An 18,643-nucleotide genomic window follows, 5' to 3' on the forward strand; every position below is an offset into this window, starting at 1 on the left:
TACGCCATGCACAAATTCATTCCCCTTTTCATTTTCTTTATCCTTACAGGATCTTCTTCACTTCTGGCACAAAGTATTTCTATGTCGCCTACACGTTTGTTTTTTACCGGCAATCCGGGAGAAAAAGTAACAAAGACAGTCACGCTTCAGAACAGCTCGGATAAGGATTATGTCTTTAATCTCAACTCTAAAGACTGGTTCAGAGAAGAAGACGGAAATAAGGTTTATCTTGAAGCAGGCAGTTCAAAAACGTCTAATGCTTCCTGGGTATCTACCTTAGAAAACACTGTAACAGTTCCTGCGAAAAGTACAAAGGAGATTGCAGTAACCATGCAGATTCCTGCAAACGCATCACAATCTGCCGTTACGAACAGTATGTTGTTTTTTACTCAGCTTCCTCAGCAGGCAGATAAGGCACGTGTTCAGAACGGTATTGGTATTATCACCTTATTTGAGGTGGGACTTCACATCTTTTATACTCCACCGGGAAACCATGTAAAAAGTCTGGATATTACCAATATTGCAGAAGTGAGCAATGAGAATGCAGCGAACAGAAAAGTCGCAGTAAGCATTCACAATGATGGAAACACCATTAATGATGCTACCGTTGAGTTTGAACTCACCAACACAGACAGTGGCAAAGAAATAAAATTACCCGCAATTTCAATCTCCATGCTTCCGGATACCAATCAGGTCGTTCAGTTTTCTTTACCGGAGAACATTTCAGGGAACTTTCTTGGCGTGGTTATCGTCAAAATGGCAGAATCCAATGATTTACGTGTAGGAGAAAAAAACTTTAAATTTTAATAGTAAGTCTTGAAACCACAGAATGGAATATCAACCTCAGTACTAAGAAGAACAATCTTATTTTTTATATTTGTTCTTCTGCACTTTTCGTGGGCCTTTGCGCAGGAAAAAAAGGATATTCAAATCCATTTTGAAAACGACAGTTTAGCTGTTGAAAAAGGTTCTACCTTTACTAATTTCCTGGTCATTGAGAATAAAAGTTCTGAAGAGATTATTATTCAGAATATTATTCCTCAGGAAAACTATCCGGGGTTGCTTTTCTATCCCAAAAATGACTTTACCTTAGGCGCTGGTCAGTCTAAAAATCTTCCTGTGAAACTGATTGCCAACGTGGATTTTATGAAACTTAGATCCAATAAGATCCAATTCCAGGTTTCGTACGCCACTCCAACGGTCACCAGAACTGAAAGCGCCTCGTTCTTCGTTGCTAAGGGCGAGAACAAAAACATCGCAGTTTATACCACCAGCTACGAAAATTTCATTAACCCTGCTTTACCTCAATCCTCAATTCTGCTGACTGTAGAAAATCAGGGGTATAGTAAACGCACCGTTAAAATTGATCTGCAATCCATTCCTGATGGTTTGGAAATTTTGCCAAAACAACAGACTGTATCCCTGGAAGGTTTGGAAAAACAAACGGTTGAGATTAAAATTGCAGTCAGAAAACAGAATACACTTTATCCGGAATTTAATATTAATGCAATTGTCACAGACCTTCTTGATAATAAAATCGTGGGAAGCAACACGCTCTATTTAGTCATTTTATCACATAACAGACAGATTGCCCGTGGAAATGAAGCGGTGAGCGGAAGTAACTTTGCGGAAATGAGCTATAATGAAAACAGTTCAGGTTTCAATTATCTCCAGTTGAGGGGAAACACAGCATTTCGTGTTACTGATAATGTAAAATCGCGCTTCAATATCGGTGCAGATTACTATGTTGAAGACGGCCGTTATAATCTGTATGATACCTGGCTGGAACTGGAGAGAAAAAATACGGTATTACGCTTGGGAAATGTTAACAGCAGCGATTACGACTACCCGGTTTTCGGAAGAGGCGGGAAGGTTTCTACCAGATTTGGTAAAAATAATCAGATTGAAGTTCTTGCGCTGGAAAATAATTATAATCTGTATGGCACTTTTTTCCAGCAAACAGAAGGATCTACCATGGTAGGTACAAAATATGCTTTTGGGAATGCTAAATCTTTTAATGGGAAAGTGTCTTATATATTCGACCATGATCCGCGCTTTAACGTAGATACGCAGGTAGCGAATGCGGTCACATCATTGTTAGTCAGCGATAAACACACCATCCGAACGGAGGTGGGAGTCAGCCAGGAAAAAGGTCTTTTGAACAACGATGAAAATGCAGGAGCTTTACTGGGAGCCAATTACGAAGGGAAAATAGGGAAGTGGGATATACAATCTGTCAATTCCTTTGCGACCAAAAGTTATGCAGGGATCAAAAGGGGATCCTTTTTCTCAAATCAGAGGATCGGCCGCCAATTTTCTGCTGCTCATCGCGCTTTTATACAATATCAGAACTCGCAGATAGAGCCTGAGTTCCTGAGTTTCCAGAGCGAGCCAATCCAACCTGGGAACACCGCTAATTTGCGTTATTATTTCAACAGTACAGAAGCTTTGGGACTAGGATATCAGTTTTCTTTAAAGAAATGGAATTTTCTACTGTCTCCAAAGGTTGAAAAGCAAAAAACAGCTAATTTTTACACATCACAGGAACTTTTTTCCTATAGGTTGGAAGCCAACATCAGTACTACTTTAGGTGCTCACGGATTGAACCTTACGGCGGAATATTCTTATTCAAAAGAGAATGATAAACCAGACTGGTTCAACAGTTTGAAAACAACCTTGTCTTACAGATATAAGTCATTCTCCCTCAACGGAACGGCCCAATGGAACGCAACAAGTGTCTTTGATTTAAATTCTTATTATAATGTAAACCGTAATTTCGCCAACTACAATGTATACGCCTCTTATAATTTCCAGATGTTTAATCATAATCTGACCGGATCTTTTTCAGCGGGAACCTTTTATTCGCAACTGTATCAAAATTTAAACAGTAATATCACCGGTAATCTGGAATATAAGATTTCGCCTTCCTGGTCCACCACAGGTTATTTTAATCTTTCCGGGTATAAATCTACGGCTGAATATGCAAGCAGCGGCAGTTATTACCAGTTCAGAGCGGGGATTAAAAAATATTTTACCACCGCTACGGCTCTTGGAAATCATAAAGTGGCTTTCCAGTTCTTTGAAGATAAAAATTTCAATGGACTTCTGGAATCCGGCGAATCGGTACTTGCTAATGAAATTGTAAAACTGGACAATTATGTAGCGATGACGGATAAGAATGGAAAAGTAGTCTTTCAGAATGTGCCAGAAGGTACTTACACACTGAAAGTGAACGAAAATGCAGGTGCCCGGTTGATGATGGATCCTTCCATTATGGTCCATAACAATATTAACCGCAAAGTGGGCCTGGTAAAAAACATCAGGGTAAGCGGGAAATTAACAGAGATCAGGCAGGCCTACGATGTTTTGGAAACGGATGTAACCGGAATAGTGGTGTATGCAAAAGGTGAAGATGGTGCAATCTATACTGCTGTGGTTAACCAAAGAAATGAGTTTGAATTTTTCCTGAAAGATGGAAAATACAACCTCTATATTGAAAATGACAAATACAGCTATACACAACCTACCCAAACGATTCTGGTGACAAAAGAAGGGTACTCAAAAACCGTGGTTTTTGAATATAAGAAGAAAGACACCACCATTAAGGTGAAAAAGTTTTAAATTTAAAAGTATGAAAAAGATGAGGGCTTTTCTAATAGGAATTTTTATTGTTTTCTGCGGGTCTGCAGCCTCGAAAGCTCAGGATGTGTACCTGTCGGTTCCTGAAAGTAATATTTTTAACAGGACCGAATTTACCTCAGTACCTACAAGGGTAATGACGAACGCCAACAGAACCAACTGGGATTATGCCTTTTTGGGATTACTCCCAACCGCACCTACATTTACCTCTGTTTCAGGACCAGCTTTTACTCACTCTTCTTCTTCACTTACTTTACCTTCTTCCACGCTTCTGTGGCAGTTGGAAAGTATGGGAGGCCAGCTGCCCTATACCGGAATTTCAGGCTATTTGCCAGGTTTTCAGTCGTTCAGTACAAGCGCTGTAAAATGGTTTGAACCGCCATCGATCAGTCTCGCGGGAGGATTCAACCGGGGAAACATCAATTTTACATTTAAAATTCCTGCCTCACAATTTACAGCCAATGCTTTCCGTGCCGGGAATTACTCCATGGATATCACTCAGAATTATAATGACTTCACACCCCGTAATTTTAAAACAATTTTAATTATTCCTTCATCTATACGATGGGTTGCAAACTCTTTAACAAAATACATAGAAATTTCTTCTTTGAATGACTATCGGAATACAAGCACTCGGGTGTGGGATTTGGGAAATACGGAAATCGCGAATACGGTTGATTTTAATTTTGGGGCGAAAGCTGCTTCCGCAAACATTCAGTTTACTTCTTCTAAAGGGGTTCCGGGAACCAGAAATATTGCCAGCATTAAATTGGGGAGTAACGGATCTGCACTTACCACCAAAGCTTTATCTGCCGATTTTCAGAATTTTTCCGCGGCTAATTTCAGTGTTGCAGCGGGAAACCGAAACAGCTTCATTCCCCAGCTTTATGTGTCTGCGGAAGATTTTAAAAACTTCTTTTTTGAAGCCGGAACCTACACGTTTGAATTGAACTTCAATGCCAGCAGTACAGATAACTCCATTAACAGCCTGCAAAATACGGCTGTTCAGTTGAAGGTGCTTCCCCTGTCGGAGATCACCATTCCCAGTTCCGGGCGCAATGTCAACTTCAATTTTAATACTGCTGCCCATTACACGGATGGTCAGTCACAAATGATTCCCAACCAGATTATGTTGTCTAATAATGAAAATTTTGAGCTCTATGTAAAATCGGACGAAAATTATTTCAAGAAAGGCGGTTTACAGACCAACATTAATTCCAATATATTACAAATTGGTGTGGATGGAAGTTCTGTAAGTGTACCTTTATCCAAAACTCCTCAAAAAATACTCTTTAACGGAGCTCCGGTTCTGGACCGCGGACTAAATGTAAGATACACCATTTCGCCTGCGGGTGCCCAAAGTTTGGTAGGAAAGGAAAATACCACTTACTCTGTCAATGTGTATTATAGTTTTACGGCAATTTAACCCTACTTTCTGAAATAGTTTTCTTATAGATCCGTTTAATTGCGATAATTCATTCTGAACGTATTTTGTCCGGGCATTTTACAGCTGTACTTCCGTGATAGCAATTGACCGAAACCACAAAACTTTCCAAAAGATTTCCTGAAGTATCTCCATAGATGCGTCTTCTTTTTTGATGAGTTTCCTTCATCAGCCCTATATTTTTAGTACCTGTGGATGTATTTTGGTAGTCTGGCTATCAATGATTGCCACTTCAGTCTGCCATTTTTATCCTGTATCATTCAGCTTTTTGTGATCAGTAATCTGTTGATACTGTTCTATATTTCACCTTTTCTCTATTTTCGATACTACCGGTAAACAGTCTGCCAGAGTCAAAATTCTCATGGAATCTGACACAGTCTTTTTTGTGAGATAAAACAGGACCTGTATTATTTCAGGTAAATCCCATTTGATTTTTTTTTCACTAATATGATATTTTTTATAACTTGCCAGCTCCTGGAAGAAAGGTCTGAACTATATGTTTTTATTCGTATTTAAACAATATAACTCTTTCTGCCTTCTTTCAAAAAACAATTCAAACAGCTTCTAACCGTGATACTGAATTTATGAATGATTTTATCAACGAACTACAATTAAAAATCGAAAGACTTGAAAACGAAATTAATTTCAAGAACGGACTGATTTCGATATTGTCTCATGACTCAAAAGAACTGTTTGGAACCTTTCTTTGGCTTATCGAAGAGCTGGAGCAAAAGACTATAAGTGAGGAAGATTTTTTTAAGTTATTGCCGCAGATAAAACGTGATGCCCGGAAGAATCTGCAAACGATTCAGGACAGCATTACCTGGCTAAAAACACAATACGGGGAATTTAAGATTAAACCCGTTACAATCATGGTGATGGACCTCTTTCACTATTTAGAAGAAAAATACACTGTTAAATTAAAAGAAAAAAACGTTAAATTTTATTTTAAAGGAGATCACAATGCATTTCTTACAAGCGATCGCCTGTTGCTCGAATATGTTTTGGATAAAATTTTTAACAACGCGGTAAAATACTCCTTGCCGGGTCAGGATATTTATTTTCAGGCCGTTACAGAAGGTGATCAGGTTGTACTTTCTGTAATTGATTCCGGAACCGGAATAAATGAAAAGTATTTATCGGGGATCTACAATTATGATAATCCCATATTTCTGGGAACTGCAGGCGAGAAAGGAGTTGGATTAAGTTTGAAAATTGTAAAAAAATTTATATCCTTGCTGCATGGAAACATCCAGATCATTTCCGCTGAAAATAAAGGTACTACGGTTTCTCTTTTTTTACGTAAATTTATAGAATGATGGGTTCAAAAGTAAACATTCGCATTGTTGTAGCAGACGATCATGGTATCGTCCGGATGGGTTTGATACAAACAATCAAACGATTCAGACCCGATGCCATAATTTCAGAAGTAGAGGATTATAAATCACTGTACAAATTGATTCTGAAAGAAGAATTCGATCTGGCCATCATGGACGTTAATATGCCCAATGGCACTGTTCAGGAAGCAATAGATTACATAAAATTACATCAACCTGAATTAAAAATTCTAATATTTTCTTCACAGGATGAAGAGCTGTATGGAATGCGTTATCTGAAAATGGGAGCTGGCGGCTATCTAAGTAAGCTAAGCTCCACTGAAGTCATTGAAACTGCTTTGGCGGCTATGCTCAGTAAAGGACGGTATGTCAGTGATAATATAAAGGAAGCTATTTTTTTAGAATCCTTAAATGGCACGACGAAAAAATCTCCCTTTGAAGCGCTCTCAGACCGCGAATTGCAAATTGCCAATAAGCTTGCGGAAGGTCTTCCCCTCAAAGAAATTTCTAATCAGCTGAATCTCCATTCATCGACGATCAGCACTTACAAAAACAGGTTATTTGAAAAACTGAAAATACGATCCCTACCCGAATTGGTGGACATTCTCAGGCTGTATAATCAGTAAAAATGCTATCACAGAAACTTTAGACTAAATAGTTGCAGACGGGCCACTTTTTGCTCCGGTTCGTAAGTTTTGGAACCTTAGAAGACATCTCTAAGGTCTGTGCTTTGAGTCATATATCGGTATATCATATCATTCTGTCTTTCAGGTTGATTTTTAATATGCTGTTTCATTTTCTTCCCTTGTCCCTGTTAACACAATTAAATAATAATACAACAATGTTGCTGTTGCATTAAGAATAGTATATTTTATCTTATTTTCTGATATCCTGAATGATTTTAAAGAAGATCTTTTTCATTTACAATTTTTTCCGGCCAGGCAAAGCCTGCTCCTCCGTGCAGATATCTTTCCGTTTCGAGGTAAAAAGTATTCACTCCCTGTAGTCCCACTCCTGCATAATAAACGAATTGGTCTACGTGTTCCTGATATTCTCCAAACTCACGGTATTCGCTGTGTAAAGTCATGAAACCTGCCATTTCTTCGTTGTGAATACGAAAAGTTTCTGAACAGGCTTCTGCCAATGAAAGATTGTATTGTTGCTGTAAAACAAAAACTAGATTAAAAACCTCAGTTCCTTTCGCCATTTCTTTAGGCAGAGAATGAATATCGTTCTGCCATGCCACAGTTAAGGTCATATGAGATATCATTTTCTGAAAAACAATGTGTTCAAATATATGTTCAGGTAAAACGAGACCTGACTCTATCTCACCAAAAATCAGATACGGCCGCATAAGAACTGAATATTCGCGGATGGTTTTGAAAAGATGGAGTGATGGTGGCCGTTCAGCCTTCTTGTAAGGATATTCGAGCTCAATTCCATACCGGAACGATTGATAAAAATAATGTATGAAACGTTCTACCCATATCGCAGGCATTAATGCACGGAATTCGTCCCTTATTAATGCTATGTGTTGATAAAGTGCATTTTCTTCGGGTTTTGGCTGCTCTCCTCTGAGAATTGCTGTACATCGATTTCTCATTTGTTCCATTTCCTTGGGAGATGAGTGTTCTACCTGATCGTCGAGCGCAACATATTGCAGCATGAATCTATTGCAAGGGATACTTTGCTCATAAGTGAGGTCTGGCCACATACGTGCAGTACACATATGTAACCTCATTTTCTTGTATTTTTCACGTTGTTTTTCTGTCAGGAAAGTATAGTCGTTATCAATCCATCCTTCCATATCTTTTCCCATTTGTTCAGCATGCGGGCTGATAAGGTCCGGCCATGGATAATAGCCGCGTGGTAGGTAATCTTTTGAATGATATTCTTCGGTTTTCATTTTATTAAAGTTTAAGGTTGTTCTGGATTTACTTTTTTACAGCTTGTTTATATCTGATTTAATTTGTTTTTCATCTCTTCTGCATCCGGAAATTCCATGGCATTATAACGGGCTAATTTGGTAGAAATATTTTTCCAGCCGCTTAATACCATACTCATATAATGCACCCAGTTGACTACGGCATCCTGCCATTCTCCAAAATCCGGAAGAGAAGCCTGTAAGGTGATAAACTCTTTCAGGTCTTCATTATGGAGACGCAGATCCTCCAGACAGGCTTCTTTCAAAGACATTTGGCGTTCGTGCTGTATCACTTTCACAATATTGTAATAAATACTCTCTGTGGCTTCATCTTTCATTACAGACTGTACTTCATTGAAAAACGTTACCAGATGGCACGCTAATGCCTGTAGACGACGAATAACCGGATGGGCATGAATTTCAGGAGGCAGAATGACTCCGGTTTCAACTTCTGTAAGCTGCAGAAAAGGATACAGGCATATAGAATCTTCTCTCAGGGCAATACACTCGGTGATTGTTGGGAATGTTTTATTTTTTTTATACTGCACCTCTGTTTTTAATCCATTAAAGTACCTGCTGATCATTTGTGTGAACCGGGAAATTGATTCCTGTGGAATGAACTGCTGCAGTTCCTGCCTTAATGAGCCCAGCATTGAACCTAAGGGAATTGGAGACTGTGCCGCACTGAGTTCACCATTCAGAATTGCAATTGATTGCAAATGCACATAATCGATGTCATCAGGTTCACTTTCCTCATATAGATCATCATTGTACAAAGTCCAGAGCATAAGCCTGCAAATAGGTTTAAATCGTTCGGCTGATGCGGTAGGAAACCACTGCGCTGCAATGTGGGCCGTTTTTGTTTTTTTGTATTTCCTGCGGACATCAGGATTTTTTTCATAGAGCCAGAGATATTCTCCGTCGATCCATTGATGCTCTGTTATTTCCTGCAATTGATCTGCATAAGGATTTTTTAAAGTGGGAAACGGGTATCTGAACTTTCTGTGAAGCAGTTCAAGCGTGTTAAAATTTTCATTACTCATGATTATATGTTTTTAATGGTTTATTTTTTAGTTTATCATTTTTTAACTCAATAGAGGATATCATAAAAAATGATAAGCTTTGCCCAAAAAATGATATACAGTAAAACTAGCTGTATATCAAAAAGATACAATCATAAATAATGAAATGAAGTTACAAATTAATTATAATTAAACTGTAATTTTATTTAAAAAATTACTGAGAGATCATTTAATTAGTGTGGGAATCAATTCCATTAGAGGTAAATAAACTGGTAACAGATCCTCTTGTTGGAAAGTAGCCAATTTCAGATGATAGTGGATTTTAACCCGGAAGTTTATATTTTTGTAATGCTATGCACAATCAGCTGAACCAACTTATTTCAAAAAATGTAAAACTCTCAGATTCAGAAAGAGAGCTTTGTTATCGGTATTTCGAACCTGTATTGTATCCAAAAAACAGAATAATTGAGGAAGAAGAAAAAATACCAAAGTACCTGTATTTTGTGGTTTCAGGTTTTGTGCGGCTGTTCCATTACAATGATAAAGGAGATGAGATAACCACACATATCAACTGTCCTCCTGGCTTCATTACATCATATACCAACTTTGTCAATCAGAATAAATCTGAAGAAAATCTCGAGTGTATTACCGAATGTGAGCTTTTACGCATCACAAAAGCTGATCTCGACCTGCTTATCCGGCAGAGTCCTGCATTTAAAGATTTCAGTTTTTTGGTATTTCAGCAATCGTTGTCCTATAATGAAAAACGGGCAAAGGATCTTGCAACATTGACCGCTGAAAAGCGTTATTTAAAGCTGATAACGGAAAATCCTGAAATTCTCCACAATGTCCCGATGCAGTATATCGCTTCTTTTTTAGGGATGAATCCTAAAAGTTTGAGCCGTATCCGCAAGCAGATTATTAGGTAACATTTGTGAAGTGATTTTGAATGAGCATGAGTGAATTTTGCATTATCATTTAAAATCAAAAGATATGACAGGCAAAAACTTAGTATTGGTATCAGGTGCGAATGGTCATCTGGGTAATAATCTGGTAAGATTACTAATAAAAGAAGGGTTTCATGTAAGGGCATCCGTTCGCAGTATCCAAAATAAAGAATGTTTCAAGGATCTGAACTGCGAAGTAGTTCAGGCTGACATTACGGACAAAGGTTCCTTTGTTAAGGCTCTTCAAGGGGTTCATACATTTTATGCTGTAGGTGCATCATTTAAATTGTGGGCTAAAAATCCAAAAAAGGAAATCTACGATGTCAATATGAACGGAACCCGAAATACGATTGAAGCTGCTGCTGAAGCGGGCGTGAAAAGAATCGTTTATGTAAGTTCCATTGCAGCTTTGGATTACACCCATCTTCCTGCTAAAGAAAGTAATGGGTATAATCCTGACCGCCGGGATATGTATTATAATTCGAAAAACGATGGTGAGAAACTGGCTTTTCAACTCGCTGAAGAATTAGGAATAGAACTGGTGTCCGTAATGCCGGGAGCAATGATAGGTGGCGAAGCATTTCTTCCTTTGAATGTGTCCTATGGTGTACTGAAGTTAATTTTAAATAAACAAATACCAATGGATACCCAAATAACCCTTAATTGGGTAGATGTAAAAGATGTTGCCGAAGGATGTTACCTTGCTGCTCAAAAAGGTCGCTCAGGAGAACGATATATCTTAGCTAATGAAAAATGTATGACTATTACCAACACTATCAGATTGGCTCAAAAGCTTTATCCTGAACTGAAAATCAAAGTGCCGGGTTCTGTTCCTAAATTTGTCCTCTATACCATTGCCGGATTAATGGAACTGTCAGCTAAAATTAGTGGAAAACCTCCTGTATTAACTACAAAGGATATTGCCATGTTTTCAGGGCTACAACAGAATTTTGATATTTCCAAAGCCAGAAATGAATTGGGTTTTAATCCGAAAAATCCCGAACAGGCCGTAAGAGAAGCTTTGTCCTATCTGATGAAGCATAAAAATTTGCTGTAATCACCAGTTCCGATGACAGAAATTCAATCTATTTAAAAAAATGTTGGGAAAAGAGTAACTTGTATTGTTAACTTAGATGGAGGAGGTATTTTTTGAATACTTTTCCATCTTTTTTATTTTTAATGTATTTTTAATGTGAATGTATTTTCTTCAAATTCAAGTTTTTTGGCCAAAATCGACCGTTTTGTAATGGTGAAAGTTCAATGCAATCCGGCTGCATGAAAAATGGTTAATCCTTAGTTTATTTTATATGATCAGCATCATAAGATAAATACTATTATTCTTCTACATTTGTAATAATAAGATAAAAGAAAATAAGAAATAAGAACAGCAAACCTAAACTAAAATTATCATCAGTTGTTAGGAACTTATTTTCATCAAATGGCAGAAAGGAGCATATTATTACCTTTTGAAAGATGTATTCAACGACCGAAATAATAGATTATTGTTACCATTAAAAAACGATTATCACGGTTCTATGGCTAATAATATTGTGGTATTGCCAGTTAATGCATAACTGCATTATTCCCCTATGATTATGTCGAATATTCCCCACAGCGTTACAAAGGGAGATACTGTATTCCCAATATAACTATACTGTAACGCTTACATGCGAATACCAATATTTTCTATACCTCAAACTTTACCTTATTGCTACCAGCCTTAATTCATACGGGTCGGGGAAAATAAATTAGATAGCTATTCGGAGTTGAAAATTACGAAATAATGTTCAGCAACTATGATTTTTATTCCTTCAGAGATAAAAAATCAATCTGAGTTGTTTAAAACTTGCACTTAAAAGACTGCCGGTTTTATTGAGATATTCATTCGTAACTATAACCAAAAAATTGAATAATATGATTATCGATGAAAATCTTTTGCTCGAAAACGGAGCAGTTTACGAAAATTATCCCGCAAAGGAAACTATTTATGAAATGGGAGGTATTCCCCATTATTATTTCCAGATTGTTACGGGAACAGTAGAATTAAATAATTATCATGAAGATGGTAAGGAATTTACCCTGAACATTATTTTTGAAGGTCAAAGCTTCGGAGAGTCTCTGCTTTTTGGAGATAAGAATTACCCGATGAATGCCGTTGCCCGAACCGATTGCAAAATTATCAGATTACCAAAATCCAACTTTTTGAATATATTGAGTGAAAATATGGAGTTGGTTTTTACCATGTTTCGTTATCTTTCCGACCGGCTTTTTTATAAATATGTAATACTGTTTAGTAATTCAGCCACAGACCCGGTACCAAAAATAAAATCTTTACTGGATTATTACAAGGAAAATTCATTAAAGCAAAAATCTTATCCTTATCAGGTCCCGCTTACCAGACAGCAGATTGCCAATTTAACGGGTTTACGTGTTGAAACCGTAATACGGACCATTAAAAAGATGGCTGCGGATAAACTTCTTAAACTTGATGGACGACGGATTTTGTACTGATCATTTAGAACAGTATTCTCAGCAGTTATACTACAGATGTCCTATATAACAACTACTGGTTGTTAAATACAACTATAAATAGCGGTAAAACAACTCAAAGTATTCATTAATATAAGATATCCGGGTGGTGCACTGATTATCTTTGTATCGTTAAATGAAATAAAAAACTTATCAATTATGGATACGAAGATATTAGGCAATAAAATAGCGATGGCCCGAAAAGAAAAAAATATGTCTCAGGCCCAGCTTGCCCAGCTCATCTATATTAGTCCGCAAGCCGTTGGAAAATGGGAAAGGGGAGAATCTGTTCCGGATATCCTAACCATCAACCAGCTTGCTGATATTTTAGATGTTGATCTCAACTATTTTTCAGAAAATTACCCATCTCAAAATGAAAGAGCAGGTCTTAAGAGTATTGGCCCAATAGAAAACTCAGCACCGTTTGATCAGGCTGATATACCAGAGCAGCTTAACACATTCAAAGGCAGCAATCTTTCACAAACAGACTTTGCAGGCGTTACTGCACATCATACCAAATTTGTAGCCAATTCACTGTCTGGATCGGATTTTTCCGGGGCTGATCTTACCGGAAGCCTATTCAAAACCAGCGATGTGCGTGATTCCAATTTTGAAGAAACGAACCTGACAGACTGCAGCTTCTCCACACTTGATCTATCAGGATCAGATTTTAATAAGGCTATTCTTATCCGGACTGAATTCAATAGAATTGGTCTGGGGAAAGTTAAATTTACTGATTTAACAATGAAAGATGTAAAACTGAGAATGATTGATCTTAAAGACACAGTGTTCCAGAAATGTACTTTTGATGGTGTACATTTTAAATATTGTGATATACGGGAAATGTCTCTGGAGGATCTTACTTTCATTGGGGTAAGATTTGACAGGGTTTCATTGGAAGGCGTTACTTTTAAGGATTCAATATTAAATAATGTATCTTTCATTCCTTCTTTTTCTCTCACCAATAAGTATTATCGTGCTATTAAAACGATCCACTTTGACAATGTAAAGATGGATAAACTAACATTTGCTTCCCTCAAAGGCCTGGGAGCTGATTTGTCTGAAGTCACCATTATTTAAATAATCCATTGCCATATTCAACAGAAAACAGGACATCTCATATTGATGATGTCCTGTTTTCTGTTTTATTTTTGAAAGTTTCTGTGAGAAAACTATAATTTTATTTAAAAATTTTTTCACAGAGCATTGGTAGAAATATTCATTTAAATTCTGGAAATGTAATTTTTAAACTACAGAAACAAGATATAATATTACAAGACCGGCAATTTGTTTTTACACGGAGCAAATAAATTTTTCAGCTCTCGTGTCTTAAATTTGTACCATCATTAAAATAAAGTAGTTCAATCCTTAAAAAATAAAAGAATTATTTAAGTCAGTAATGATGAAATACAAATGAAAGAACAATAAAAATATATTTAAACTCTCTAAAGTACTCCCCAAAAGCTATATGTAGAACAATACATTTATCTCAGGTTGTAAAGCCTCTATAAAATTTTTATTCTTTTTGTTTATCCTTAAGCAAAAAGCCGTTTTTTTCTATTCCAATTTTAAGTAAAGTGATATTTTTTTATTTGTGCTATGAATGCACAAGTTGATATAAGATCATATTTACTTGCTGGCCTCATATCTATTCACTTCAAAAAAAGTTTAAACACTAATATAAAAGCAATGAGAAAAAATTTAACAACTTTATTAACGGTAGCCTTGTTAACAGCTTCTTCTGATATTTTTGCACAGACCACAGGTGTAGGGGTGAATACTACAACACCTAATTCCACATTGGATGTTAATGGAAAACTAGGGGTTGCTGATATTGACGGACTTCAGGCGCCGAGGCTTACCCGAGCACAGCTTTCTGCCAAAGGGGATTCTCTTTATGGAGCTGATCAAAAAGGAGCATTGATATATATAACAGATATCTCAACAGGTAATAATACCGGACCTAGAACGAATATCGACAGTATCGGGTATTATTATTTTGATGGTACAGTATGGCAAAAACTGATCTATAATAATATTTATAATGCAGATGGTACACTTACCAATACCAGAACGGTTTACCAGAATGGAAAAGATCTGAAATTTGAGAATCAACAGACTACAACCATTAATAACAGTTCCGGTCTTGGGATTATACAGGATTCAGGAACAGGAACAAGATCTTCAATGGGTTTTTCCAATGGTGGCAATTACTCATTATTTATTTATTGTGATACTGACTCGGCAGCACAGATTTCTGCTACAGGCAACAGTACGGTACTTTCTATTGGGACCGGTTATACAAATACTCCCTCAGGTATTGATTTTGTGACAGCTCCGGTGGCGGGAGATCGAGGAACAGTACAGTCAACCATAGAACCGGATGGGAATTTTTTTATTCATCAGAAATTGGGCATAGGATATAATAGCGGTATCACATTCGGATCGGAAAGATTAAAAGTAAATGGAAGCATTGCTACAACAACAGCTACTTATCCGGATTATGTATTTGATCAGTATTTTAACGGGATTTCAAATATGAATTCAAATTATAAATTTTCAACTATTTATGATACAGAAAAGTTTATTCAGGATAATAAGCATTTGCCCGGGGTAACTTCTATTAAAGAGTTAGAGAAAACGAAAGATGGATATTCTTTTGATATTACCCGATTATCAACCCAAACTCTGGAAAAAGTAGAAGAACTGTATTTACATGTCATAGAACAGCAAAAACAAATTGACTCTCAAAGAGAACAAATTAATGAGCTACTTACCTTGACTCAAAAATTACAGAAGAAAATTAAATCAAAAAAGCATTACTAAAATTGTAATAATAACTTTACGATTCTGATAGATTATAGAGTATAAAAAAGCGGAATATTTATTCCGTTTTTTTATACTCTCAATACGTACTTCAGCCCATCTTTTTGATAATGGGGACGTTTATTTATGTTTGTGGATCTGGTTTCTATCGCCCAGCCTTACAAGATCCACAGCATTTTTAATATTGAGCTTTTTATAAATTCTTGCTTTATAAGTACTCACAGTGGAAAGGTGAAGGTTGAGTTCATTCGATATTTCAATATTCCCATAACCTTTCACCAGGAGATCAAATATTTCCTTTTCTCTTTCAGATAATGTTTCAAGTGGATTGATGGGAGTATCTTTTTTAGCAGATGAAACAAGCTTTTTTACAATATCCGGTGAGTAATAAGTTCCGGTTTCAAAGATTTGGTGAACTGCTTCCAGGATGTTATTTTCATCTGATAATTTATTAATGTATCCATCAGCTCCTTCAATGATGTATCGTACGGCAACATCATTGTCATACACCGAAAAAACAAGGATTTTAAGATTGGGCTGTATTGTTTTTATTTCACCAATCATACTCAAATATTTGCTTTCCGGCATATTGATATCTAAAATCAGCAGGTCAAACGACTCAGCATATAATTTTTCTGTGAGCTCGATATAGGATTTTGCACAGGAAATTTTTACATCTTTGTAGTGGGATTCCAAAATCAGGGTAGTACCTAATCTTACTACTAAGTGATCATCTGCAATAATAATTTTTCTATTCATCTTTTTGTTTTTTATTTTAATTGATATTGTCGTTTATATATAACGATCATATTCATCAGCCTCGTGAAGCTTTTGAGCTGTAATGGATACTATATTTTCAGTGTAAGCAATAAAATTATAAATGGAATCTTTTTCAATATTTCCAAAAAATACAGAAGCACTATTGTCTTTAAGATTAAGATAATTATACGTTATAGAATTGTATCCATCACAGCGTACTAAACCGTTTTCTGTACTCAGCCATATAAATCCATATTTACCTTTAATAATATCTTTTACCCTATTCTGTGGAAGTCCATTATCTGTGTCATACCATACAGAAACTGTTTGCTGGCTATAGCAAAGCAGTATCCAGAATAATAGCAGCAATATAACTGCTTTATGATATATTAAGGATAGTTGATACATTTGTGTTTATTCGATTCAGTTATTATAAATGTAGTGAAAATAAATCATTGTTAAAAGAATTAAATGTCGTTTATAAACTACATAAGATTAGATTAAAAATTACAATATTAGTAATCTATTTTTACAGTAATTATTTTATGCTTCGTATAGATTATCAGACATTTGTGTCAATAATTTTAATGCTTACTAATAATTAAAAGTTAAATCAATTCTCAAATTTTTTAAATGAAATTTCTATTAATATTTCACATTTATGAGATGTTTTAACGCTTATTTTTAAATAAATAGCATGTTTTACTTGATTAAATTATGAATGATGTCGCTTTACCTTAAAGAATAAAAATAGGCAATAAGTGAATGAATGTAAATAGAAAGCTAAGTCTGATTAAAATTATAAAAATTACATTTTTGATAGCAATGCTTTTTTGGGAGTTCAACCGGTACTTTTTTACAAGCTGGCAGAATGAATGGAATAGCAATATTCTGCATCTGAAATCAGAAATATATACAGAGAAAATAAATAAGAATAGACAATTTTAATCATTGAAGGGTAATGAAAATAGATAATAAGAAAAGAGTAGACCGTTATATGCTTGTTCAGTTAATTATATTGTCGCTGCTTTTTTTGAACATTGGTATTCTCATGTATTTGAAATACATTTTTGCTATAGAATTTTTTTCCTTAACAGCTTTATTGGTGCTTGTATATGGACTGTTAAAAAACCGGTTTATATTCGAATATGAGCATTCCGGAAAGATAATTTCCATCAAAAGCTATCAATGGCCTTCAAACAGAGGAAAAAGTTTGGTTTTAGAAACGGCGCAAAAGAAAATTGTAAGAATAGAAATAAAGGAACAGACTTTTAGAAAATATTTAATCCTTCTTTTTTTGAATTCTTCAGGAAGAATATTAAGAAAAAATATTGATATTACGTTTTGTAGTGAGAATGAAATCAATCAGCTTTTAAAAGATATATCCAACAATTTAATGAAGAATAGATCAGGAACTTACTTTTTATAAAATGTTGGTTTTTGAGTACAGATTCAGCAGAAAATGAGATTACGGAAATGTATTCTGAGAAATCATTAGATGTGAGTTTACTCCTAGAATGTTCAAAATGATTGAAATATGATTTTTTCGTTTCTATTCCTATCATTTAATATGATATGCTCCGCATTACCAGTTAAAATAAAAATGGAGTACAATTTAAACTGACCCGGTTCAGGAAAGTTTATATACCAAAGAAACCATAGACTATATACTGGAACTTTTAGAAGATAAACAGAAAACTTCGTAGAAATCACGAATCACTACGGAATTCCCAAGTCAACATTGAATAAATGGATAAGCAAATACAGACAATAAATACAGGCCCTGATTATAAAAAGATTTACCATGATTTCATAAAGTCCAAATGCCCTGATAAATGGGAAAATGTAAAGCGATATCTGTCAAAAGAATCCATGTCTTTATCAGATGTTTTGAAAGTTAATAACATTATTTTTGTTGACAGGATATCCGAAAACCAAAAATTCAAATCCTATAATAAAGAGACTATTTTTGAAATGCTTACTTATCAAAAAAAACATAAACTAAATAATAGTCAGCTAGCCAGGCATTTTAGATTAAGCCGAAATACTGTCACAAGATGGAAACGTATGTTCATAATATAATCTGCCAGATTGATCACCTAAAGTAATTAGAGCATATAGCTTCGTTTTTTTTCTGAGTTTTTTTAAGAGTATATCTGCGGAGATACTCTTTTTTATTAATTTTCCACAGCATGAAAAAGTTAATAGCTTTTTGA

Annotated in this window: 15 protein-coding genes; 10 read left to right on the forward strand and 5 right to left on the reverse strand. The window is 35.7% G+C overall.

The genetic code is table 11. The features are described 5' to 3' along the window. Positions 1-6 precede the first annotated feature (6 nt). The 3 genes from AB1278_RS10190 to AB1278_RS10200 are packed head-to-tail and all read left to right on the forward strand — an operon-like array spanning position 7 to position 5,065. Positions 7-807 (forward strand): WxL protein peptidoglycan domain-containing protein, encoded by an 801-nt coding sequence (locus AB1278_RS10190; protein ID WP_227944132.1) that lies wholly within the window; start codon positions 7-9, stop codon positions 805-807. Positions 808-816: 9 nt separating this feature from the next. Then, a complete protein-coding gene (locus AB1278_RS10195) occupies positions 817-3,621 on the forward strand; it encodes a hypothetical protein (protein ID WP_343638719.1) in 2,805 nt (934 codons plus the stop codon). A 10-nt stretch (positions 3,622-3,631) separates the two neighbouring features. Next, positions 3,632-5,065 carry a hypothetical protein gene (locus AB1278_RS10200; RefSeq protein ID WP_343638717.1) on the forward strand — a complete coding sequence of 478 codons (1,434 nt, stop codon included), beginning with the start codon at positions 3,632-3,634 and terminating at the stop codon, positions 5,063-5,065. A 49-nt stretch (positions 5,066-5,114) separates the two neighbouring features. Here the strand turns inward: AB1278_RS10200 and AB1278_RS10205 are convergent, their stop codons facing one another. Continuing rightward, positions 5,115-5,252, reverse strand: a complete 138-nt coding sequence (locus AB1278_RS10205) for a hypothetical protein (protein ID WP_181398003.1) — start codon at positions 5,250-5,252, stop codon at positions 5,115-5,117. A gap of 415 nt (positions 5,253-5,667) precedes the next feature. Between AB1278_RS10205 and AB1278_RS10210 the strand changes: the two genes are divergently transcribed. Further along, complete coding sequence (locus AB1278_RS10210) at positions 5,668-6,402, forward strand: sensor histidine kinase (protein ID WP_343638714.1); 735 nt, start codon at positions 5,668-5,670, stop codon at positions 6,400-6,402. Then, entirely contained in the window at positions 6,399-7,046 is a 648-nt protein-coding gene (locus AB1278_RS10215; RefSeq protein WP_228406558.1) for a response regulator, read from the forward strand. The genes AB1278_RS10210 and AB1278_RS10215 overlap by 4 nt, the downstream gene beginning before the upstream one ends. 275 nt (positions 7,047-7,321) lie before the next feature. Here the strand turns inward: AB1278_RS10215 and AB1278_RS10220 are convergent, their stop codons facing one another. Then, positions 7,322-8,326 carry a terpene synthase family protein gene (locus tag AB1278_RS10220; RefSeq protein WP_343638710.1) on the reverse strand — a complete coding sequence of 335 codons (1,005 nt, stop codon included), beginning with the start codon at positions 8,324-8,326 and terminating at the stop codon, positions 7,322-7,324. Positions 8,327-8,373: 47 nt separating this feature from the next. Further along, complete coding sequence (locus tag AB1278_RS10225) at positions 8,374-9,387, reverse strand: terpene synthase family protein (protein ID WP_137906123.1); 1,014 nt, start codon at positions 9,385-9,387, stop codon at positions 8,374-8,376. Between the two features lie 332 nt (positions 9,388-9,719). Here AB1278_RS10225 and AB1278_RS10230 point away from each other — a divergent pair, with 332 nt between their 5' ends. From AB1278_RS10230 to AB1278_RS10250, 5 genes are all read left to right on the forward strand, one after another. Continuing rightward, complete coding sequence (locus AB1278_RS10230) at positions 9,720-10,295, forward strand: Crp/Fnr family transcriptional regulator (protein WP_429814139.1); 576 nt, start codon at positions 9,720-9,722, stop codon at positions 10,293-10,295. Between the two features lie 64 nt (positions 10,296-10,359). Next, a complete protein-coding gene (locus tag AB1278_RS10235) occupies positions 10,360-11,370 on the forward strand; it encodes an NAD-dependent epimerase/dehydratase family protein (protein WP_429814142.1) in 1,011 nt (336 codons plus the stop codon). 857 nt (positions 11,371-12,227) lie between these two features. Then, positions 12,228-12,824 (forward strand): Crp/Fnr family transcriptional regulator, encoded by a 597-nt coding sequence (locus AB1278_RS10240; protein ID WP_202838714.1) that lies wholly within the window; start codon positions 12,228-12,230, stop codon positions 12,822-12,824. Positions 12,825-13,001: 177 nt separating this feature from the next. Beyond that, positions 13,002-13,922: a pentapeptide repeat-containing protein gene (locus AB1278_RS10245; RefSeq protein WP_429814145.1), complete on the forward strand. Its 921-nt coding sequence runs from the start codon at positions 13,002-13,004 to the stop codon at positions 13,920-13,922. Positions 13,923-14,531: 609 nt separating this feature from the next. Then, positions 14,532-15,668 carry a hypothetical protein gene (locus AB1278_RS10250; protein ID WP_429814148.1) on the forward strand — a complete coding sequence of 379 codons (1,137 nt, stop codon included), beginning with the start codon at positions 14,532-14,534 and terminating at the stop codon, positions 15,666-15,668. A 120-nt stretch (positions 15,669-15,788) separates the two neighbouring features. On the opposite strand, the gene AB1278_RS10255 is transcribed toward AB1278_RS10250, so the two are convergent. Beyond that, positions 15,789-16,427, reverse strand: a complete 639-nt coding sequence (locus AB1278_RS10255; RefSeq protein WP_137906118.1) for a response regulator — start codon at positions 16,425-16,427, stop codon at positions 15,789-15,791. A gap of 33 nt (positions 16,428-16,460) precedes the next feature. Continuing rightward, positions 16,461-16,796 (reverse strand): hypothetical protein, encoded by a 336-nt coding sequence (locus AB1278_RS10260; RefSeq protein WP_429814150.1) that lies wholly within the window; start codon positions 16,794-16,796, stop codon positions 16,461-16,463. Between the last annotated feature and the right edge of the window lie 1,847 nt (positions 16,797-18,643).

The organism is Chryseobacterium sp. NRRL B-14798 (assembly GCF_050470705.1).
Taxonomy (GTDB): domain Bacteria; phylum Bacteroidota; class Bacteroidia; order Flavobacteriales; family Weeksellaceae; genus Chryseobacterium; species Chryseobacterium cupriresistens.